Origin of the sequence: Paraburkholderia sp. 22099 (assembly GCF_052045835.1) — a bacterium.
Classification (GTDB): Bacteria; Pseudomonadota; Gammaproteobacteria; order Burkholderiales; family Burkholderiaceae; genus Paraburkholderia; species Paraburkholderia terricola.
The window spans coordinates 39,027-59,159 of record NZ_JBQEPU010000017.1 but is presented as its reverse complement, the minus strand read 5'-3'; the positions used below and the strand labels follow the sequence as shown (position 1 = coordinate 59,159).

General features: G+C 64.7%; 19 protein-coding genes. 14 read left to right on the top strand and 5 right to left on the bottom strand.

What is annotated here, in order from left to right:
* Positions 1 to 268: 268 nt before the first annotated feature.
* The 3 genes from ACTJLC_RS17565 (at position 269) to ACTJLC_RS17555 (ending at position 4,866) form a co-directional block, all read left to right on the top strand.
* A complete protein-coding gene (locus tag ACTJLC_RS17565) occupies positions 269 to 541 on the top strand; it encodes a hypothetical protein (protein ID WP_143326528.1) in 273 nt (90 codons plus the stop codon).
* A gap of 112 nt (positions 542 to 653) precedes the next feature.
* Positions 654 to 2,255 carry a peptide chain release factor 3 gene (locus tag ACTJLC_RS17560; protein WP_073431299.1) on the top strand — a complete coding sequence of 534 codons (1,602 nt, stop codon included), beginning with the start codon at positions 654 to 656 and terminating at the stop codon, positions 2,253 to 2,255.
* Between the two features lie 232 nt (positions 2,256 to 2,487).
* Positions 2,488 to 4,866, top strand: a complete 2,379-nt coding sequence (locus ACTJLC_RS17555; protein ID WP_083081824.1) for a GNAT family N-acetyltransferase — start codon at positions 2,488 to 2,490, stop codon at positions 4,864 to 4,866.
* A 119-nt stretch (positions 4,867 to 4,985) separates the two neighbouring features.
* Here ACTJLC_RS17555 and ACTJLC_RS17550 read toward each other — a convergent pair whose 3' ends face one another.
* Both ACTJLC_RS17550 and ACTJLC_RS17545 read right to left on the bottom strand, forming a co-directional pair.
* Positions 4,986 to 5,531: a hypothetical protein gene (locus ACTJLC_RS17550; protein ID WP_073431301.1), complete on the bottom strand. Its 546-nt coding sequence runs from the start codon at positions 5,529 to 5,531 to the stop codon at positions 4,986 to 4,988.
* A gap of 125 nt (positions 5,532 to 5,656) precedes the next feature.
* Positions 5,657 to 6,451, bottom strand: coding sequence for an IclR family transcriptional regulator (locus ACTJLC_RS17545; RefSeq protein ID WP_073431302.1), 795 nt, complete (start codon positions 6,449 to 6,451; stop codon positions 5,657 to 5,659).
* A 266-nt stretch (positions 6,452 to 6,717) separates the two neighbouring features.
* On the opposite strand from ACTJLC_RS17545, the gene ACTJLC_RS17540 reads away from it, so the two are divergent.
* From ACTJLC_RS17540 to ACTJLC_RS17500, 9 genes are all read left to right on the top strand, one after another.
* Positions 6,718 to 7,767 carry a sugar ABC transporter substrate-binding protein gene (locus tag ACTJLC_RS17540; RefSeq protein WP_083081823.1) on the top strand — a complete coding sequence of 350 codons (1,050 nt, stop codon included), beginning with the start codon at positions 6,718 to 6,720 and terminating at the stop codon, positions 7,765 to 7,767.
* Positions 7,764 to 9,284, top strand: coding sequence for a sugar ABC transporter ATP-binding protein (locus ACTJLC_RS17535; RefSeq protein WP_083081821.1), 1,521 nt, complete (start codon positions 7,764 to 7,766; stop codon positions 9,282 to 9,284). The genes ACTJLC_RS17540 and ACTJLC_RS17535 overlap by 4 nt, the downstream gene beginning before the upstream one ends.
* Complete coding sequence (locus ACTJLC_RS17530; protein WP_083081820.1) at positions 9,274 to 10,323, top strand: ABC transporter permease; 1,050 nt, start codon at positions 9,274 to 9,276, stop codon at positions 10,321 to 10,323. Before ACTJLC_RS17535 ends, ACTJLC_RS17530 begins: the two co-directional genes overlap by 11 nt.
* Before the next feature lie 31 nt (positions 10,324 to 10,354).
* Positions 10,355 to 10,681: a UxaA family hydrolase gene (locus tag ACTJLC_RS17525; RefSeq protein WP_083081818.1), complete on the top strand. Its 327-nt coding sequence runs from the start codon at positions 10,355 to 10,357 to the stop codon at positions 10,679 to 10,681.
* A 42-nt stretch (positions 10,682 to 10,723) separates the two neighbouring features.
* Positions 10,724 to 12,037 carry a UxaA family hydrolase gene (locus tag ACTJLC_RS17520; protein WP_083081817.1) on the top strand — a complete coding sequence of 438 codons (1,314 nt, stop codon included), beginning with the start codon at positions 10,724 to 10,726 and terminating at the stop codon, positions 12,035 to 12,037.
* Between the two features lie 97 nt (positions 12,038 to 12,134).
* Positions 12,135 to 13,175: an aldo/keto reductase gene (locus ACTJLC_RS17515; protein ID WP_310130836.1), complete on the top strand. Its 1,041-nt coding sequence runs from the start codon at positions 12,135 to 12,137 to the stop codon at positions 13,173 to 13,175.
* Positions 13,176 to 13,182: 7 nt separating this feature from the next.
* Positions 13,183 to 14,013, top strand: a complete 831-nt coding sequence (locus ACTJLC_RS17510; RefSeq protein WP_310130839.1) for an amidohydrolase family protein — start codon at positions 13,183 to 13,185, stop codon at positions 14,011 to 14,013.
* 41 nt (positions 14,014 to 14,054) lie between these two features.
* A complete protein-coding gene (locus ACTJLC_RS17505) occupies positions 14,055 to 14,798 on the top strand; it encodes an SDR family oxidoreductase (RefSeq protein WP_073431310.1) in 744 nt (247 codons plus the stop codon).
* A gap of 59 nt (positions 14,799 to 14,857) precedes the next feature.
* The gene (locus ACTJLC_RS17500) at positions 14,858 to 15,706 is read left to right on the top strand and encodes an ureidoglycolate lyase (RefSeq protein ID WP_244745535.1); all 849 of its coding nucleotides are present in this window, start codon (positions 14,858 to 14,860) and stop codon (positions 15,704 to 15,706) included.
* A gap of 25 nt (positions 15,707 to 15,731) precedes the next feature.
* Here ACTJLC_RS17500 and ACTJLC_RS17495 read toward each other — a convergent pair whose 3' ends face one another.
* A complete protein-coding gene (locus ACTJLC_RS17495) occupies positions 15,732 to 16,166 on the bottom strand; it encodes a PaaI family thioesterase (RefSeq protein WP_073431312.1) in 435 nt (144 codons plus the stop codon).
* 272 nt (positions 16,167 to 16,438) lie between these two features.
* On the opposite strand from ACTJLC_RS17495, the gene ACTJLC_RS17490 reads away from it, so the two are divergent.
* On the top strand, positions 16,439 to 18,061 hold the full coding sequence (locus ACTJLC_RS17490) for a methyl-accepting chemotaxis protein (protein WP_114164687.1): 1,623 nt from the start codon (positions 16,439 to 16,441) through the stop codon (positions 18,059 to 18,061).
* 112 nt (positions 18,062 to 18,173) lie between these two features.
* On the opposite strand, the gene ACTJLC_RS17485 is transcribed toward ACTJLC_RS17490, so the two are convergent.
* Positions 18,174 to 18,377: a cold-shock protein gene (locus ACTJLC_RS17485; protein ID WP_007178724.1), complete on the bottom strand. Its 204-nt coding sequence runs from the start codon at positions 18,375 to 18,377 to the stop codon at positions 18,174 to 18,176.
* A gap of 218 nt (positions 18,378 to 18,595) precedes the next feature.
* On the opposite strand from ACTJLC_RS17485, the gene ACTJLC_RS17480 reads away from it, so the two are divergent.
* Complete coding sequence (locus ACTJLC_RS17480) at positions 18,596 to 18,871, top strand: hypothetical protein (protein WP_310130846.1); 276 nt, start codon at positions 18,596 to 18,598, stop codon at positions 18,869 to 18,871.
* 53 nt (positions 18,872 to 18,924) lie between these two features.
* Here ACTJLC_RS17480 and ACTJLC_RS17475 read toward each other — a convergent pair whose 3' ends face one another.
* Positions 18,925 to 20,040 carry an AGE family epimerase/isomerase gene (locus tag ACTJLC_RS17475; protein ID WP_244745533.1) on the bottom strand — a complete coding sequence of 372 codons (1,116 nt, stop codon included), beginning with the start codon at positions 20,038 to 20,040 and terminating at the stop codon, positions 18,925 to 18,927.
* Positions 20,041 to 20,133: the final 93 nt, after the last annotated feature.

Below are 20,133 nucleotides of genomic sequence, written 5' to 3'. Positions count from 1 at the left end.
GCCGCGCGTTTTCCGGAGCGGCTGACGCGGGGCTACTTTGCTTCGGGCGACCCCGGTTTTGTCGAACGATGCGGCTGGTGATTCCTTGGATGCTGCCGCTCGTCACTACGGCACGAAGTCCGGTGAAATCCGCGCGAGCCTTTGCCAGCGGGCGTTTCCAGGCTCCGCGAAAAATTGCATCGACGATAGTTCGATGACGTGCGCAGCGATTTCGCGAAGCTCGATCAACTCCCGGACTTCATGGTGATGGTGCGCGAGCGGACCTTCGATGCGTTCACCTTTTGCCTCGATTCGAGGTGCGCCGCCGCAAGTCCCGAAAACTCTCACCTTTGCCTTTGCCCGAGCGCGCCGAACCCTGTGCTCAGGTCAAACCGTGTCGTTGACCGGCATGCTCGTGCTGGTCGCGTGCGCGCCAGCATTTCCCAACGCCTCTCCCCATGACGTGTATCATTCGTTCCCTGCGCTGTTCTGCGCCGGTGATTCCCGTATTGTCGAACGCTCGTTCGTGACCTTGTTCCGACGCAACCGGGTTGCCATGTGACGCGGGTCTCCAACCCGGCTTCCGCAGTTCGGCGCCGCCGCGCAACGCGTGGCAGAGCGGCCGCACCAGCAGCCGTTGACCGCCCGAACCCCTATCCGTGACCGCCAGCCCGATGTCAGTCTCCGAACTCAAACGCCGCCGCACGTTCGCGGTTATTTCCCACCCGGACGCGGGCAAAACCACGCTCACTGAAAAGCTGCTGCTGTTCTCGGGCGCGATCCAGATCGCCGGCACCGTGAAGGGCCGCAAGAGCAACCGTTACGCGACGTCCGACTGGATGGAGATCGAAAAGCAGCGCGGCATTTCCGTCGCCAGTTCGGTGATGCAGTTCGAGTACGGCGACGCCGTGATCAACCTGCTCGATACGCCGGGCCACGAAGACTTCTCCGAAGACACGTACCGCGTGCTCACGGCGGTCGACGCCGCCGTGATGGTGATCGACGGCGCGAACGGCGTGGAAGCGCAAACGCTGAAACTGCTGGAAGTGTGCCGCAGCCGCAAGACGCCGATCGTCACCTTCATCAACAAGCTCGACCGCGAAGTGCGCGAGCCGCTCGAACTGCTCGACGAAATCGAGCAGCATCTGGGCGTGGCCGCCGTGCCTTTCACCTGGCCGATCGGCATGGGCAAGGAATTCCAGGGCGTCTACGACATCCAGCGCGACCAGGTGCGCGTATTCCGCGCCGGGCAGGATACCGCCGGCGGCGCGGTCGAAACGCTGCAAGCGTTGAGCGACGAGGAAGGCGAACGCCGCTTCGGGCATAGCTGGATCAAGGCGAAGGACGAGATCGATCTGATCACGGGCGCCACGCCCGACTTCGATCGCGAGCAGTTCCTCGCCGGCCAGCAGTCGCCGGTGCTGTTCGGCTCGGCGATCAACAACTTCGGCGTGAAGGAAATTCTCGACGCGCTGGTCGACCTCGCGCCGCCGCCTTCGATGCGCATGACCGTGCAGCGTCCGGTGATGCCGGACGAGCCGAAGTTCACCGGCGTGGTGTTCAAGGTGCAGGCGAACATGGATCTGGCGCACCGCGACCGCGTGGCGTTCATCCGCGTGTGCTCGGGGCGTTTTGAGCGCGGCATGGCCGTCAAGGTGACGCGTTCGAACAAGACGTTCCGCGCCAACAACGTGGTGACGTTCCTGTCGCAGCGCCGCGAGACGGTGAGCGAGGCGTATCCCGGCGACATCATCGGTATCCCGAATCACGGCACGCTGAGTCTCGGCGATACGCTGACCGAAGGCGAGCAGTTGCAATTCGTCGGCTTGCCGTTCTTCGCGCCGGAAATTTTTCAGACCGTCGAAGTGGTCGACCCGATGCGCGCCAAGCAACTCGGCGAAGCGCTCAAGCAGCTCGGCGAGGAAGGCGCGATTCAGGTGTTTCGTCCCGAAGTGGGCGGCTTGATGATTCTCGGCGCGGTGGGTCAGTTGCAGTTCGAAGTGGTGTCGCATCGTTTGTCGACGGAATACAAGGTCGACGTGCGCATGGCGCCGGCGCGTTACCGGATGTCGCGCTGGGTGACCTCCGACGACCCGGCCGAACTGCGCCGTTTCACCGATTCATACGCGGCGCGGATCGCGCTCGATGCATCCGATGCGCCGACTTATCTCGCGTCGCACGTGTCGGAGATCGAAGTCGCGCAGAAGGCGTGGCCGAAAATCGTCTTCAACGAATTGCGCGAGCATTCGGGCGCGCCGTTCAAGAAGGCGATGTAGGTCGCGCTGGCCGCGCGCTTATCGGCGAACGGCACGGGGTGAAACAGAGAACCGCGTCGATCGACGCGGTTTTTTTACGCGCTGAGTTTGTCGCCAGCGCTTTCGGGCAACGACGTTGGCATCTCGCATGAGCCGCGGTTCGAGAAGCCCCCGCGCAAGCCGCCGACTTCGCCTATCCTGACGAAGACATGCGCCTGCCTCCGGCGCGCCACTCTCCATTCGCGGAGCGCCCGTGACCGTTCGCAATCTCGATGCCTTGTTCCGACCCAAATCCGTCGCCGTGATCGGCGCGTCCGAGCGGCCGGGCAGCACCGGCGCGATGGTGTGGTCGCGCGTGCTGGAAGGCGGCTTTGGCGGCCCGCTCTGGCCGGTCAACCCGAAGTACGAAACGCTCGGCGGCCACCCGGTTTTCGGCGACACCGGCGATCTGCCGCAAGCGCCCACCGTCGCGCTGATCTGCACGCCGCCCGATACGTGGCCCGGCATCATCCACAAGCTCGGCGGGCTCGGCACGCGCGCGGCGATCATCGTCGGCGAGGCGCGTTGCGATGCCGACCGGCTGCATCTGCGGCACGCGCTTTCGGCGGCGCGGCCGAATCTGCTGCGCATCGTCGGGCCGGGCAGCCTCGGCGTGGTGTCGCCGGCGCTGCGCGCGTATTTCGGCGCGCCTTCGTGCACGGTCAAGGCGGGCGGCGTCGCGTGGGTGTCGCAATCGAACGCGCTGACCAATGCCGTGCTCGGCTGGGCGCACGCGCGCGGGCTCGGTTTTTCGCATGCGGTGGCGCTCGGCGGCGAGGCCGATGTGGACGCCGGCGACGTGCTCGACTATCTGGCGAGCGACCCCGGCACGCGCGCGATTCTGCTCGAACTGGATACGGTGCGCGCGGCGCGCAAGTTCATGTCGGCGGCGCGCGCGGCGGCGCGTAACAAGCCGGTGCTGGCGTTGCGCTCGGGCCGTGCCGATCCCGCCGACGGCCTCTACACCGCCGCATTCCGCCGCGCGGGCATGGTGCGCGTCGACGCGCTCGACGATCTGCTCGACGAGATCGAGACGCTCGGCGTGGGCCGCGTCGCGGCCGGCGCCACGGCGACGCTGATCACGAGCGACCGCGGCCTTGCGACGCTCGCTTGCGACGCCTTCGCCGCCGCAGGCGACACGCTCGCCGCATGGCCCGCCGCCGCCGACGCGGCATTCGCCGAAGCGCTGCCGTATGCGGTGACGGGCAATCCGCTGCGACTCGGCGACGACGCGCGGCCCGAGCATTTCGGCACCGCGCTGAAGATACTCGCGGACCACCGCGGCGCGGGCACGGCGTTCGTCGTTCATGCGTCGACGCATGGCGCGCCGGTCGGCGAGGTCGCGCAGGCGTTGATCGCGAATCAGCGCTTTGCGTATCGCGGCTTGCTGGCATGTTTCTTCGGCGGCGTGGACGCGGCGACGCGCGACGCGCTGCATGCGCAAGGCATTCCGGTTCATACGACGCCACAGCGGCTCGCGCGCGCCTTCGCCCGTCTGGTCGACTACCGGATGGGCCGCGAGTTGCTGATGCAGACGCCGGAGGGACTGCCGGCGCGGATTCCCGAGGCGATCGACGCCGCTCAGGCGCAGGCGCGCGCGGCGCTTGCCGCGAATGCGGATCGACTCGCCGGCGAGGCGGCGGCGCAGTTGCTCGAACGCTTCGGGCTGCGCGTGGAAGCGGCGGAAAGCGCGGCGGCCGCCGCGCCGAATTCCATTGTCGACATCACCGTCGAACTTCACGACGACGACAACTTCGGCCCGGTGTTCCGTTTTACGGCGCCGTCGGCCGACGGCGTGTCCGAGCCGCTGCGCGTCTACGGTTTGCCGCCGCTCAATCCGACACTCGCGCGGGACATCGTCACGCGCTCGCCTTATGCGCGGCTGGTAGCACCCGAGCCGGTATTGGCCGCGCTCACCGCGCTGTCGCAGGCGGTGTGCGACGTCAAGGAAATCGTCGGCCTTGCGCTGACGCTGCGCGTATTCCGCGACCACGTCACGGTGCTTGCCCCGACGCTCAGCATCGCGTCGACGCGCAGCCGTCTCGCCATCGTGCCGTATCCGCGCCGCTTCGAGGAGACGTTGGAGTGGCAAGGCGTGCGCATGACGGTGCGGCCGATCCGCCCGGAAGACGAGGCGGCGCATCACGATTTCGTCGAGGCGATGACGCCCGAGGATTTGAGGCTGCGTTTTTTCGGCGCGGTGGGCAGCTTCGATCATTCGCAACTCGCGCGCATGACGCAGATCGACTACGACCGCGAAATGGCGCTCATCGCCACCGTGCAAACCGACGAAGGTTTCGCGCGGACGTTGGGCGTGGTGCGCGCGGTTGCCGATCCCGATAACGAAACCGCGGAGTTCGCGGTTGCAGTGCGCTCGGACCAGAAAGGCCGGCGCCTTGGACAATTGCTGATGGACCGCATCGTCAACTACGCAAGGGTGCGTGGCATCCATTGGCTGGTGGGCGAGGCGCTGCGGGAGAACACGCCGATGATCGCGTTGGCGAAAGCCAGTGGCTTCACCGTGACGCCGACGGAGGATCCGGGTGTGGTGGGCTTCAGGATGGCGTTGGATGAGCCCGGTTCGCAGCAGTAACCGGCGGCGCGGCGCGCTCTTGAGAGATGCTCAGCGCCGTGCCGCTTCTGGAACGCGGCAATGACGCCGATAGGACCGTCCGCGACGAATCGCGGACTTGCACGCGTGAATGCCTGAACTTACGCGGCCAGCTTCCCCGCCGCTTCCTCAACCTGCGTGCGCGTCACCGACAACTCTTCCAGCCACGCATCCGCATACACAGCGCCGGTCTCGCGTTCCAGGCGCGCGATCGTCGCCGCGCAACGGTTTGCATCCTTCGGCGTTGCGATGAACGACTTCACCGATTCACCCGCCTTGAACGCATCGAACAGCGGCACGCGAATCTCGTCCGGCAGCGCACGCGTCGTCCACTGGTACGGCTTGCCGTTGAACGTGAACGACGGCGGCAGCACGCGCTCTTTCCTGGCCGCCGGAATCAGGCCGTAAGTGCGCGCGGCGTCGCCGATCTGCTCGGCTGAAAACAGCTCGTCCGGGCTGATGTCGAATTGCTGAATGAAGGTTTCGATGCTTTGCATCGCCGCGGCGCGGTCGTCGCGGCGCTTTTGCGCATGAGCGACGATGTCGCGCAGTTCGTCGGCTTCTTCAGGCGTGATCGTGAAGCTCGACTGCTTCTGCTGGAGTTCGGAAAAACGCTGGAATTCGGAATCGGTCAGAAGTTTCGCCATTGCTTATCGATGAGCGGCATGAGGAACCCCATGCGGCGTGATTTTTGAGGGGTCGCCATTCTAAACCATGCGCGAATGCACGCGATGTTCAACGGCTTGCCGTGCGCATGCTGCGTGCGCGAGCATCACGCTAGACGGACACTCTCCCGAAACATCGACAGCGCCTGCACCGTCTCGCGCAGCAGCGCGGTCGCGACTTCGAGCGTCGGCGCGACGTATTCGTCGATGCGCCGCAGATACGGGCAGGTCAGCGCCGCGATCGCCTGCCCGGACGGTCCTTGGATCGGAAACGTGAGATCGGTCACGCCGAAGATCTGCTGGCTGTCCTTCTGCGAAAAACCCGCCGCGCGAATCCGCTCGCACGCCTCTTCCAACGCCTCACGGTCGATCGTGACCTCGCCCTTCACCTTGGTGTGTTCGGCGAGCATCTGTTCGCGTTGCTCGATGCTTTGAAACGCGAGCATCACACGGCCCGAGCCGGTGTCGATCAGGCCCACCCGCGAACCGAGCCGCACCGACATGCCCCACGTGCCCGGTCCATCCACTTGCGCGATCACCAGCAGATTGCCGCGGTCGTACACGACGAGATGACATGACTGCTCGGCGGCATCGGCAAAGCGCAGCATCAACGGCAGCGCTTCGGAGATGAGCCGGTTCATCGGCGGATGACGATGCGCGAGCGCGTACAGCTTCAGGCTCAGCGAATAGCGGTCGCCCGCCGCCGAGCGCACGACATACTGCCGCGCGACCAGCCGTTCGAGCATCCGATACATCTCGCTCGCGTTGCGTCCGAGCAGCTTGGTGATCTCGGCGCGCGTCAGCCCCTCTTTCTGCTCGGCGAGCAGTTCGAGGATGTCGAGACCCTTATCGAGCGCGGGGGCGCGATAACGGTCGGCGTCGTCTTTGTCTTCTACGTCCATCGTGAGCGAGTTCTCGTGTCGTTTTCGCATTATCTGGCGCGAGAGGGTCGGTGCGTACTGAATCTTGTGCGATGCAGCGCTTGTCCAGGGAAAATACGGACGATTGGTGCAGTGCACTTCGCTTGACTTGGGAAAGTTCGTATATGAATAATACGTTCATTGGTGAATGAGCGCACGCCAATACTTCATAAAAGCGCAGGACGCAGTGTCGGCCATCCTCGGCCGGATCACGCAGTTCAACAACGCATATAGGACAGGAGACAACCATGTCGTTTGTGAAAAGGCCGCTCGCGGCCCGTCGTTCATTCAGGAGTTCGCTCTTCACCGTGGCGGCGGCAGCGTGCGTCGCCAGCTTCGGCTTCACCGGCGCTGCGCAAGCCGCCGAGACCGGCAAGATCGGTCTCGATCTGCCGCTGCTGACCTCGCCGTTCTGGCAGTCGTACAACACCTATTTGCCCAAGTACGCGAAAGACATGGGGCTCGACATCCTCGCGCCCGTCAATTCGAACGGCGATCCGGTGCAGCAGATCACCGACATGAACAACCTGTTGAACCTCGGTTCGAAGGGCATCGTGGTCGGCCCGCTGGATTCGGCGGCGATCAGCCGCGCGCTCGATTCCGCCGCGGCCAGGAATGTGCCCGTCGTCGCCGTGGACGTCGCGCCGACGCAAGGCAAGGTCGCGATGGTGGTGCGCGCGGACAATCGCGCGTACGGCGAGAAAGCGTGCAAGTACATCGGCGAACACGTGAAGTCGGGCAAGGTCGTGCAGATCATGGGCGACCTCGCATCGGTGAACGGGCGTGACCGCTCGGAAGCATTCCGCTCCTGTGTGAAAGGCTATCCCGGCTTGACGCTGCTGGAAATTCCGGCGAGCTGGAAGGGCGACGTCGCGGCCACCGCGCTCGACAGTCTGCTTACCGCCAATCCCGACGTGAAGGGCATCTACATGCAGGCGGGCGGCGTTTATCTGTCGCCCACCCTGCAAACCCTGCGGCGCAAGCAGATGCTGTTTCCCGCCGGCGACGCGAAGCACGTCGTGATCGTCAGCAACGACGGCATTCCCCAGGAGTTCGACGCGATTCGCCGCGGCGACATCGACGCAACGGTTTCGCAGCCGGCCGATTCGTATGCGAAATACGGCCTCTTCTACATCAAGGCCGCGTTGGCCGGACAAACCTTCAAGCCGGGCCCGACCGATCACGGCAGCAACATCATCCAGCTGGCGCCGGGCATTCTCGAAGATCAATTGCCCGCGCCGCTCGTCACGAAGTCGAATGTCGACGACAAGGCGTTGTGGGGCAACACGGTCAAATGAACGCGCCGACGCCCTCCGTGCCGGTCGTCGAAGCGTTCGAAGTCACCAAACGCTTCGGCTCCACGCCCGCGCTGAAAGACGTGAGCATCCGCGTGATGCCCGGCGAGTCGCATGCGCTCGTCGGGCGCAACGGGGCCGGCAAATCGACGCTGGTGTCGATCCTCACCGGCCTGCGCAAGCCCGATACCGGCGAGGTCCGTTTCAGCGGCGCGGCCGCGCCGTCGATCGCGGATCGCGACGCGTGGCGCGAGCGCGTCGCCTGCGTTTATCAGCATTCGACGATCATCCGCGATCTGAGCGTCGCGGAGAACCTGTTCATCAACCGGCAGCCGTTGCGCGGCGGCGTGATCGACTGGCAAGCGATGCGCCGCGACGCACGCAAGCTGCTCGACCACTGGAAGATCGACGTGCGCGAGGACGCGCGCGCCGGCGATCTGACGGTGGAAGCGCGGCAACTCGTGGAAATCGCGCGGGCGCTGTCGTACGGCGCGCGCTTCATCATTCTCGACGAACCCACCGCGCAGCTCGACGGCGACGAGATCAAGCGCCTGTTCCGGCGCATCAGCGAGTTGCAGCGCGAAGGCGTGACCTTCCTGTTCATCTCGCACCATCTGCAAGAGGTCTATGAGATTTGCCAGGCGGTGACGGTGCTGCGCGACGCGCGGCATATCGTCAGCGCGCCGGTTTCCGCGTTGCCGCGTGAGCAGTTGATCGAAGCGATGACCGGCGAACGCGGCGGCCTCTCGGTCGCCGACGCGGCGGCGCGCGACGCGTTGCCCGCCGATACGGCCGTCGCGCTGGAAGTGAAGGAGTTGGCCGGTTCCGATTACGAAGACGTGTCGTTCACGGTCAAGCGCGGCGAAGTGGTCGGCCTGACCGGCGCAACGAGCAGCGGCCGCACGAGCGTGGCCGAAGCGATTGCCGGTTTGCGCGCCGCGAAGCGCGGCACGATCAGCGTGGATGGCGCAAGCCTGCCGCCCGGCGACGTGCCTGCGGCTTTGGCGCGCGGCATCGGCTGCGTGCCGAAGGACCGTCATCACGAAGGCCTGGTGCTGACGCAATCGGTGGCGGAAAACGCGTCCATGACGATCGCGCGCATGCTCGGCAAATTCGGCATCGCGCCGCCCGCGAAGAAGAACGCCTTCGGCCAGAAGATGATCGACGCGCTCGGCATCGTCGCGCAAGGCCCCGAGCATGTCGTATCCGGGCTGTCGGGCGGCAATCAGCAGAAGGTGGTGATGGCGCGCGCGCTAGCCACCGACCCGAACGTGCTCGTGCTGATCGACCCCACCGCGGGCGTCGACGTGAAATCGAAAGAAGCGTTGCTCTCCGTCGTGGACCGCGTGCGCGAGGAAGGCAAGGCCGTGCTCGTCGTGTCCGGCGAACTCGACGATCTGCGCACCTGTGACCGTGTGCTGGTCATGTTCCGTGGCCGTGTCGCGGCCGAATTTCCCGCCGGTTGGCAGGACCACGATCTGATCGCATCCGTTGAAGGAGTCAGTCTCCATGAAGAATAGTGTGCCCAGTCCCGCGTTCGCCGCGGCTCCCGGCCAAACGCAGCCGGCCGTGAAAGCGACGCGCGGCAAGCGCGCCCGCAGCGAATTGGCGCGCTTGCGCGAGCTGGCGTTGCTGCCCGCGCTTGCCTTGCTGATCGTGATCGGCGCGTTCGTCAGTCCGAGTTTTTTGACCAGGGCGAATCTGATCAGCGTGCTGGGCGCCTCGGCGGCTCTCGCGCTGGTCGTGCTCGCCGAATCGCTGATCGTGCTGACCGGCAAGTTCGATTTGTCGCTCGAATCGACCGTCGGCATCGCGCCCGCCGTCGGCGCGATGCTGGTGATGCCGGCAATGTCCGCGGGATTCGGCACGCAATGGCCCGCGGCGGCCGGCCTGCTCGCGATCCTCGCTGTCGGCGCCGTGATCGGCTTCATCAACGGCTTTCTGGTGGTGCGTTTGCGGCTGAATGCGTTCATCGTCACGCTGGCCATGCTGATCGTGCTGCGCGGCATGCTGGTGGGCGCGACCAAGGGCGGCACGCTGTTCGACATGCCGCCGTCGTTCTTCTCGCTCGCCACCACGATCGTGCTCGGCCTGCCGCTGTCGGTATGGCTCGCGGCGGTGGCGTTCGCGATCGCGGCGTTCATGTTGCGCTATCACCGCCTCGGCCGCGCGTTGTATGCGATCGGCGGCAATCCGGAAGCGGCGCGCGCGGCGGGCATTCGCGTCGAGCGCATCACGTGGGGCGTGTTCGTGCTCGGCAGCATGCTCGCGGCGGTGGGCGGCTTGATCGTGACCGGCTATGTCGGCGCGATCAACGCGAACCAGGGCAACGGCATGATTTTCACGGTGTTCGCGGCGGCGGTGATCGGCGGTATTTCGCTCGACGGCGGCAAGGGCTCGATGCTCGGCGCGCTTTCCGGCGTGCTGCTGCTCGGCGTCGTGCAGAACCTGCTGACGCTCGCCCAGGTGCCGTCGTTCTGGATCCAGGCGATTTACGGCGCGATCATCCTCGGCTCGCTGATGGTGGCGCGGCTTGCCAGCGGCGAAGGCCAGAACTAATTCGAAAGACGATGCCTGACGGAGAACTCACTTGACCAGCCGCCCATTGCAAACCGATCCACGCCTGATCCTGCTCAGTCCCGCCGATAACTGCCTGATCGCGGCGGCGCGTCTCGATGCGGGCACGCAAGTGGAGATCGAAGGCGCGCTCGTAACGCTTACGAAAACCATCGAGCTCGGTCACAAGGTGGCGCGCCGCGAACTCGCGAAAGACGACAAGGTGCTGCGCTACGGCGCGGTCATCGGCCACGTGACCGAAGCGGTCGCGCCCGGCGCGCATCTGCATACGCACAACCTCGAAAGCGATTACCTGCCGACGTACACGCACGACGCGGGACACGAGTTCGTACATCACTGATTTGCGCTCAATGACGCGGCCTTGCGCCGCGCTGGAACGATCATGACTGACACTTCCGTAGCATCTGTCGCCGCACAGCAACCCATGCTGCAAGGCTATCCGCGCCGGGACGGCCGCAAGGGCATCCGCAATGTGGTCGCGGTGGCGTATCTGGTGGAGTGCGCGCATCACGTCGCGCGCGAGATCGTCACGCAGTTTCGCGAGCCGTTCGACGCCTTCGACGACGCTTCCGCCGAGCGCGAACCGCCGGTGCATCTGATCGGCTTTCCCGGCTGCTATCCGAACAGCTACGCCGAAAAGATGCTGGAGCGGCTTGCCACGCATCCGAACGTGGGCGCGGTGTTGTTCGTGTCGCTCGGTTGCGAGAGCATGAACAAGCATTACCTCGTGGACGTGGTGCGCGCGAGCGGCCGTCCCGTCGAGGTGCTGACGATCCAGGAAAAGGGCGGCACGCGCAGCACGATTCAATACGGCGTCGACTGGATTCGCGATGTGCGCAAGGAGCTCGCCGCGCAACGAAAAGTGCCGATGGCGCTCTCCGAACTGGTGGTCGGCACCATTTGCGGCGGCTCGGACGGCACCAGCGGCATCACGGCGAACCCGGCGGTGGGCCGGGCGTTCGATCATCTGATCGACGCGGGCGCGACCTGCCTCTTCGAGGAAACCGGCGAGCTGGTGGGCTGCGAGTTTCATATGAAAACGCGCGCGGCACGGCCCGACCTTGGTGACGCCATCGTTGCGTGCGTCGCGAAGGCCGCGCGCTACTACTCGATTCTCGGGCACGGCAGTTTTGCGGTCGGCAATGCGGACGGCGGCCTCACCACCCAGGAAGAAAAGTCGTTGGGCGCGTATGCGAAGAGCGGCGCGTCGCCGATTGTCGGCATCATCAAACCCGGCGATATTCCGCCGACCGGCGGCCTGTATCTGCTCGACGTAGTGCCCGACGGCGAGCCGCGCTTCGGCTTTCCGAACATCAGCGACAACGCGGAGATCGGCGAACTGATCGCGTGCGGCGCGCATGTGATTCTGTTCACGACCGGACGCGGCTCGGTGGTCGGCTCGGCGATTTCGCCGGTCATCAAGGTGTGCGCGAATCCGGCGACGTACCGCAACCTCGCCGGCGACATGGACGTCGACGCGGGCCGTATTCTCGAAGGCCGCGGCACGCTCGACGAGGTTGGCCGCGAGGTGTTCGAGCAAACGGTGGCGGTGTCGCTCGGCGCGGCGTCGAAATCGGAAACGCTCGGTCATCAGGAATTCATCCTGACGTACAAGACTTTTGAACCGGTTGGGCCGGCGTGCCTGCCGTCGAGCGCCGCGGCGCCGCATCGCGTGGTTGCGATCGAGCCGCATTGAGCGGCCGGACCGCGGTCCCTCCGCAGGCGGTTCGCACGCGCGGCGGGCATATTTGGCTCGCGCGTGCTAAAACACGGTGAAACAGGAGACAGCTTCAATGACGGCAGCGATCGGTTCGAAGGTCGGGCGGCGGCGCGGCGTTGGCCGCACCGCCTTGCAAGTGACAGGATTGGGACTCGGCACGGCGCCCCTGGGCGGCCTCTATCGCGACCTGTCCGACGAGGAAGCGCACGCGACCGTCGCCGCCGCGTGGGACGCCGGCGTGCGTTACTTCGATACCGCGCCGCATTACGGCAACACCAAGGCCGAGCATCGGCTGGGCGACGCGTTGCGCCGTTATCCGCGCGGCGACTATGTGCTGTCCACCAAGGTGGGCCGCCGCTTCGTGCCGCGCACCACGCCTTACGAGGGCAAGGAAGGCTGGCAAAACCCGCTGCCCTTCGAGGCGATCTACGACTACACGCACGACGGCATTCTGCGTTCGTTCGAGGACAGCCAGCAGCGCCTCGGCATCGTCGATATCGACATTCTGCTGGTGCACGATATCGGCCGGGCCACGCACGGCGACGAGAACCCCCATTACTGGCGGCAACTGACCGAAGGCGGCGGTTTCCGCGCATTGGACGAGCTGCGCTCGGCGGGCGCGATCAAGGCCGTCGGTCTCGGCGTGAATGAAGGCGCGGTAATTCTGGAAGCGATGGCCGAGTTCGATATCGATTGCGCGTTGCTTGCAGGCCGGTATACGCTCCTCGAGCAGATCACGCTCGACGATCTCTTGCCGGCCTGCGAGAAGCGCGGCGTCAGCATTCTGTTAGGCGGCGCGTTCAACTCGGGCATTCTGGCCCGCGGCGTCGAGGGCGATCTGAAATTCAACTACGGCGATGCGCCGCGCGAGGTGATCGAGCGCGTCGCACGGCTGCAAGCGGTGTGCCGCGAACACGGCGTGCCGCTCGCGGCCGCCGCCTTGCAGTTTCCGTATGCGCATCCGGCGGTCGCCACCGTGCTGACCGGCGCGCGCAGTGCCGACGAATTGCGCGAGAACGCCGCGTCGTTCGAGCAGCCGATCCCCGCGGAATTGTGGTCCGCGTTGCGCGACCAGGGCTTGCTCGACCACCGCGCGCCCGCGCCAGAGGATTGATCCGACGATGCATATCGATGCCCACCAGCACTACTGGGACCCCGCCCGCGGCGACTACGAGTGGCTCACGCCGGAACTGCAGATTCTTTACCGGACGTTCGGCCCAACGGACCTCAAACCATTGCGCGAAAGGGTGGGCATCGAGCGAACGGTGGTCGTGCAGGCGGCGCCGACCATCGACGAGACGCGTTATCTGCTGGACATGGCGCGCAACGAGCCGTCGATCGCCGGCGTGGTGGGCTGGGTGCCGTTGCTCTTGCCGACCGCGCCGGCCGTGATCGACGCCTTCGCGCATGAACCGAAGTTCAAGGGCGTGCGGCCGATGCTGCAGGACTTGCCGGACGACACGTGGATCGCCAATCCCGACCTCGCGCCGGCGATCGAAGCGCTGATCGCGCACGACCTCGCATTCGACGCGCTGATTTACGCGCGCCACGTCGAGCCGATCGAAGCCTTCACGGCGCGCTTTCCGGCGCTGCGCATCGTGGTCGATCACGGCGCCAAGCCGCCGATCCGCTACGGCCGCGCCGCTTGGCAAGCATGGGCCGACGCGATCACGCGGCTTGCAAGGCTGCCGCAGGTGCATTGCAAGCTGTCGGGCCTCGCCACCGAAGCCTCGCCCGGCTGGACCGAGGAAACGCTGCAACCGTATGTCGAGCATCTGCTCGCCGCGTTCGGTCCGGCGCGTTTGATGTGGGGCAGCGACTGGCCCGTGCTGGATCTGAACGGCGACTATCTGCTGTGGCACTCGGTGGCGAACACCTTGCTCGCGTCCTTGAGCGACGCCGAGCGTGAAGCGGTTTTCGGCGGCAACGCCGCCGCGTTTTATCGGCTTTGAGCATACGAAGACACAAGAAGCCCATTCAACTGGAGTCGTAGATGACACAAAGACTGGCCGGCAAGACGGCCCTGATTACCGCAGCGGGACAAGGCATCGGTCTCGCCACCGCGGAACTGTTCGCGCGCGAAGGCGCGCGCGTGATCGCCACCGATATCCGCATCGACGGACTCGCCGGCAAGCCGGTCGAAGCGCGCAAGCTCGACGTGCGCGACGACGCGGCGATCAAGGCGCTGGCCGCGGAAGTCGGCGCGATCGACGTGCTGTTCAACTGCGCGGGCTTCGTGCACGCCGGCACGATTCTCGAATGCACGGACGAAGACTGGGATTTCGCCTTCGATCTGAATGCGAAGGCGATGTACCGCATGATCCGCGCGTTCCTGCCGGCGATGCTGGAAAAGGGCGGCGGCTCGATCATCAATATGTCGTCGGCGGCGTCGAGCGTAAAGGGCGTGCCGAACCGCTTCGTGTACAGCGCGTCGAAGGCGGCCGTGCTCGGCTTGACCAAGTCCGTCGCGGCGGATTTCATCACGCGTGGTGTACGCTGTAACGCGATCTGCCCCGGCACGGTGGCTTCGCCGTCGCTCGAACAGCGGATCGCCGAGCAGGCTGCGGCGCAGGGCGCGACGATCGAGGCGGTGCAAGCCGCCTTTGTCGCGCGCCAGCCGATGGGCCGTATCGGCAAGCCCGAGGAGATCGCCGCGCTGGCGCTGTATCTCGCCTCCGACGAATCGTCGTTCACCACGGGTCATGCGCATGTGATCGACGGCGGCTGGTCGAACTGACCCGCACCGGCACCGAGATTCGAACGACTATCACTGAACGTATAAAGGGAAGTGCACCGATGAAACTGCTTCGTTATGGGCCGAAGGGCCAGGAAAAGCCGGGCTTGCTCGACGCGCAAGGCAAGCTTCGCGATCTGTCGAACGTGGTCGCCGATATCGACGGCGCCGCGCTGACCGACGCGGGCCTCGCCAAACTGCGCGCGCTCGATCCGGCTTCGTTGCCGCTGGTGGAGGGCAATCCGCGCATGGGCCCGTGTGTCGGCAAGATCGGCAAGTTCATCTGCATCGGCTTGAACTACGCGGACCATGCCGCCGAATCGAATCTGCCGGTGCCGCCCGAACCGGTGATTTTCAACAAGTGGACGAGCGCGATTTCCGGCCCCAACGACGACATCGAAATTCCGCGCGGCTCGAAGAAAACCGATTGGGAAGTGGAACTGGGCGTGGTGATCGGCAAGCCGGCGAAATACGTCGACGAAGCCAACGCGCTCGATTACGTCGCGGGTTACTGCGTGATCAACGACGTGTCGGAACGCGAATGGCAGATCGAGCGCGGCGGCACGTGGGATAAGGGCAAGGGCTTCGACACATTCGGCCCGATCGGCCCGTGGATGGTCACGCGCGACGAAGTCGCCGATCCGCAGAACCTTAGCCTGTGGCTCGAAGTGGACGGCCACCGCTATCAGAACGGCAACACCAGGACGATGGTGTTCGGCGTCGCCAAGCTCGTGTCGTATGTGTCGCAGTGCATGAGCCTGCAACCGGGCGACGTGATTTCGACCGGCACGCCGCCGGGCGTCGGCATGGGCGTGAAGCCGAATGCGGTGTATCTGAAGCCGGGGCAGACAGTGCACCTGGGTATCGAAGGATTGGGCGAGCAGACGCAGCGCACTTACGCGGCGGAGTAAGCCGTCGGCCGGCGCGTGGATTTTTTCAACCCGCCGGCTCGTGCTCGCCGCTGTCGCTGATCCGGTTGACCGTGCCTTGCGCCACGGCGATCAACTTTTCACGGTCGCCTTCCATCACATAGACGTTGCACTGGCAGGTCGCCTGATAGCGGCCTGCGTAGACCACCTTCGCCCGCGCGATCAGCGTGCCGTTCATTGCCGGCCGCAAATAGTTGATCTTGAATTCGCCGGTCACCACCTTCGGCCCTAGCGACAACGCCCCGGCGAACGTCAGCGCGTTATCGGCGAGGTAGCTGATGACGCCGCCATGCACGAAGCCATGCTGCTGCCGCAAGTCGTCGCGGATCGGCAGGCACAACGTCAGTTCGCTGGTGCCCGTGTGCATCAGGTCAGCGCCCAGCAGCATGCTGAACGGCTGGGCATGCAGTGCGCCGCGCGCCCGGTCGAGTAGGTCGGTCATCGTGATTCCTTCGGTGAGCCCCGCGGTGGTGGGTACTTGCACTGGCCTGCGTCATGCAGTTCCCTACCCACTCTAGGAAGCGCCGACGCACCGCGTCAAGCTGAATCGGAAATATGTGCTCGACACGCGTGCGCAAAGTGGCGCGAATTTCGAAGTTAGCCGAGGTAAGGAGGATGTAAGGCGATTTTTGACGACATTGGCCTTAAGCAAGGCGTTGCTGTGCCGTTAACCCTGACGTAGCTCCCGTTATTCTCTGCTTTCAGGTGTTCTCGATGTTCAGCAAGATCAAGGTCGCCTCTGGCCTGTTGTGTGTTCTGGCCGCGTTCTGCGTATTCCAGCTTGTTACCGTGGGTTTGGGTTTCTGGTCGCTTACCCGCTCCCATGACGACGTCGGCGACCTGTCGAACATCGCGTTGAAGCAGGTGGACGCGGTCAATGAAACGACCCAGCATTTGATGGACGCGCGGATCAACCTCTCGCGCGCCGGTACGCGCATGGTGCGCGGCGGCGCCGAGCCGACCGACATCGTCCAGCATGCCCGCGAACAGCTCGCGGCCGCCGATCAGTCGTTCGGTGCGTTCATGAACGCGCGCAAGACCAGCGATGAAAACAGCACTCGCGCCACCGCGCTCGCCGATCGCTATAAAAAGCTGCATGACGCGCTGGCCGAACTCGTGCAGTTTCTCGATGCGAACAATATTCAGGCTTTCCTCGATCAGCCGACCCAGTCGTTCCAGGACGCGTATCTCGTCGAACTGCGCAACTTCGTGCAATTCGGCGACGCGGCGAGTCGTGTGTCGCTCGATTCGATCGACGCGCGCATGGAGATGTTCCGCGGCGTGAGCCTCGTTATCCTGCTGCTGCTGGTGGTCGGCACGGCTGCGGTGTATGCGGCGCTGCGGCGCGGCGTGGTGGCGCCGCTGGAGGAAGCCGGCCGTCACTTCGAGCGCATCGCGCAAGGACGACTCGACCAGCCGATCGCCGCGCGTGGCACCAATGAAATCGGCCGTCTGTTCTCGGGCCTCGCGAGAATGCAGGCGAGCGTCGCGCGCACCGTGCAAACCGTGCGCGAATCCGCCGACTCGATTCACCTGGGCGCCGACGAAATCGCGACCGGCAACGCGGATCTGTCCGCGCGCACCGAAAACCAGGCGGCGTCGCTCGAGGAAACCGCGTCGAGCATGGAAGAGTTGACCGCCACCGTGCGCCAGAACGCGGAGCACGCCCGCGAGGCCAATGCGCTCGCCTCGACCGCGCTCGAGGCGACCTCGCGCGGCAGCGAAGTGGTCAACGAGGTGGTCGACAAGATGCGCGGCATCGCGCAAAGCTCCGACAAGATCGCCGAGATCATTTCGGTGATCGACGGCATTGCGTTCCAGACCAATATTCTTGCGTTGAACGCGGCGGTGGAAGCGGCGCGCGCCGGTGAGCAGGGGCGCGGCTTCGCCGTGGTGGCGGGCGAGGTGCGCGGGCTGGCCCAGCGCAGTGCGCAGTCGGCGAAGGAGATCAAGACGCTGATCAGCGAATCGGTCGCCGAGATTCAGGGCGGCTCGGCGCTCGTCGAGCATGCCGGCGAAGCGATGAGCAACGTGTCGGCATCCATCTCCCGTGTCACGCAGATGATGGCGGAAATCAGCGCGTCGTCGCTCGAGCAAAGCACGGGCATCGAGCAGGTGAACCAGGCGGTGGTGCAGATGGATGAGATGACGCAGCAGAACGCGGCGCTCGTTGAAGAGGCGGCAGCAGCGGCAGCTTCGCTGCATCAGCAGACGCAGGAATTGAAAAAGGCGGTTGCCGTGTTCGAAATTTCTGAATCTGTGTTGCGCACGCAACAAATCGAGGGACCGCGCGGACAGACGGCGGGGTTCGAGTTGGCCGGAATGCGCGCAATTTAACCGCGCAGGCGCTCAAAAAGAAGGCAATGAACCAAAGAAAATGGCCCGCGTTCGCGGGCCATTTTGCATCAGACGCAAGCGCCTAAGGGTGCCTCAAAGTACCTGACGGTACTTAGGCCGGCTGGATGTTCGCAGCCTGCTTGCCCTTCGGGCCTTGCTTAACTTCGAACGTCACCTTCTGGTTTTCCTGCAGGGACTTGAAGCCGCTGCCTTGAACTTCCGAAAAGTGCGCGAACAGGTCTTCGCCGCCGTCGTCCGGCGTGATGAAGCCAAAGCCCTTTGCATCGTTAAACCACTTCACAGTACCTGTTGCCATTTTTAATCCAGTAAATGTTGTGTATTGCATTCGCGACCGCTATTTCTCAACACGAGATCGAGCGCGAAGTACGAGTTGTATCACGTCTTTATGACGGATGCCAATCAACCAGTATTCGGGTATTCCCAGGTTCGTGCCTTTTGGGAGCCCTGAAAGCGTTTTCAGGAGCGCTTCGGCTGGTAGGGTAAACTGGTCGCCTTACTCTTCCAGGAAAAACATTGACACATTATCTGCAGGAAGAACTCACCTCGTTCTGGAGTCGTTTGACCCCCTATCTGGCGATATTGGAGTCCAAATCACCTCAAGAGGGCGGACCGGACCCGGTCGGCCGCATCACCGTCGACAGCGAGGAACGTCAGGCCTTTGCCCTTCACACCACCGACCGGAAGCCGCACGGCGACACGTCGGATACCCCCACCGGACACAGCGCGACTTATATGCGTTTTAAATCCGCCGACGCGACCTGGGGACCGTGGCAGCGCGAAGAGTACTGATCGACTGGCGGGCGGCGGCGCGAGTACCCGCCGCCTGGTCTGATCGACTTTGCTCAGTCCGGTAACGCCTCGTAGGCGGTTGCGAGGTGATACGGCGTGGTCGACGGCATGTCGGCGCGCGCCACCTCCCCGGCCGGCGTCTTGCACTCGAACCAGCCCTGCGAACGCAGGAAGCGTTGCTGGAACAACTCGATTTGCCGCGGCAGCGCGGCGAGCGAGGCTGGGTTGTCATGACTTGCCAGCGCGCGCAAGTATTCCGTTTGAGCCCAGATGCGCTGGGTCGCGTCCTTGATCGTGCCGGTTTCGTCGAGCGATGCGTACACGCCCCCCGTTTGCGGATCCACGCCACATTGCTGCGCGAAGGCGAAGGCGCGCGCGAGTGCTTCGTCAAGCCCTGAAGCTTCGAACAGGTCGGGCGCCTGCTTGACCAGCCAATACCACTCGAACTGATGACCCGGCTCCAACCGGTTATCGTCGGCGCCGATCGGCAATTCGGCGATGCAACCCGTGGGCGCATGCACGAAATGACGCGCGACGGCGCCGGCCAGGCGATGCAGCGCGGCGTCGAACGCGTTGTCGCGCGTGGACTCGCGTGCGGCCAGCCAGGCTTCGGTCAGATGCATCAAGGGATTCTGGATCGGCGTGCCGCTCACCCCGGCGAAGTCCGCGGTGAGCGCGGCGTTGAACAGATCGTCTTCGGCGAGGAAGTTCGACTGAATCAGCGCTGACGTGCGATGCACGACTTCCAGCGCGTCGCGATTGCCGGAGCGCCGGCCGTATTGCGCGCACGCGAATACGATGAACGCATGCGTGTAAAGGTCTTTGGTAGTGTCGAGCGGCGCGCCTTGCGCGTCGACGCTATAGAACCATCCGCCGTGGCGTGTGTCCTGAAAGGTGTGCATCAGCGAGTCGAACAGCACCTGCGCATGGGCCGCATCGCCTGCTTGCGAGAACACGAACAATTGTCGCGCGCATGCCATTGCCCGATAGCGTTCGGCGGGCAGCGGCCGGTGGTCGTCGGCGCTGACGGCTTCGTAGGGCAGCTTCAACCCGGCGTTGAAACCCGGTCCGCGCCACAGCGGCAGCACGACGTTCGTAAAGTGATCGCGCAGCGCACCTGCAAGAGCGGTCGTGGAGGTGGCGGTGGCGGAAGTTTTCGTGCTCGGCATGGTCAGGTGGATCAAACGCGGTGTTTCGAAGCGCCCACGCACGTGGGCGGTCGCGGTCGTCGCGACGTGCGGCCTAGGATAAAGCAAACGCGT